Below are 748 nucleotides of genomic sequence, written 5' to 3'. Positions count from 1 at the left end.
CCGGCCGGGTGACGACGACCGTGTTCAGGCGACCGGGGCCACGGGGCCGGGGGCGCCGGCGGCCCGCAACAGCGCGGCCACCCGCACCCCCAGGGCATCGGCGTCGGCGAGGGAGGCGATGGCCGCCTCGGCCTGCACCCGCACCACGGAGCGCTGACCGTCGGGGTCGCCCCAGGCAGCGTCCAGGCGCAGGGTCGGTGCGGGCCCGTGCTCGGGGTCGTTTTGCCAGGTGGAAAACGCGGCCAGGGGCATGGAGCAGCTGCCGCCCATGGCCCGCGACACGGCACGTTCGGCGGCCACCGAACACCAGGTGGGCCGGTGCGCCAGGGGCGCCAGGGCGCGCGCCACCTCGGGGCGCTGCACGCGCACCTCGATGCCCAAAGCCCCCTGCCCGGCCGCCGGCAGCATCTCGGTCGGCTCGAAAATCTTTCGGATGCGCCCGGCCAGCCCCAGGCGCTTGAGACCGGCGGCGGCCAGCACGATGGCGTGGTACTGGCCTTCGTCGAGTTTGCGCAGGCGCGTGTCCAGGTTGCCGCGCAGGGGCTCGATGCGCACGTCGCGGCGGCCCAGGCGGTCCAGGGCTTCGCGCAGCAGCACCACCCGGCGCAGACTGGAGGTGCCGACCACGGCGTCCGCCGGCAGGTCCGCCAGGTCGGCGCAGTGCGGCGAGACCCAGGCGTCGCGCGGGTCCTCGCGCTCCATCACGCAGGCCAGGTCGAAACCCTCGGGCAACTCCATGGGCACGTCT

Annotated in this window: 1 protein-coding gene; it reads right to left on the bottom strand. The window is 75.4% G+C overall.

Annotation, left to right across the window (positions count from 1 at the left end; translation table 11 throughout):
• Positions 1–24: 24 nt before the first annotated feature.
• Positions 25–748: hydroxymethylbilane synthase (hemC, locus tag CON77_RS14655; protein ID WP_101050323.1), on the bottom strand; the 724-nt coding region annotated here is incomplete at its 5' end.

Origin of the sequence: Macromonas nakdongensis (genome assembly GCF_002837145.1) — a bacterium.
Taxonomy (GTDB): Bacteria; Pseudomonadota; Gammaproteobacteria; order Burkholderiales; family Burkholderiaceae_C; genus Macromonas_B; species Macromonas_B nakdongensis.
This window is presented reverse-complemented; position numbering and strand designations above follow the sequence as displayed.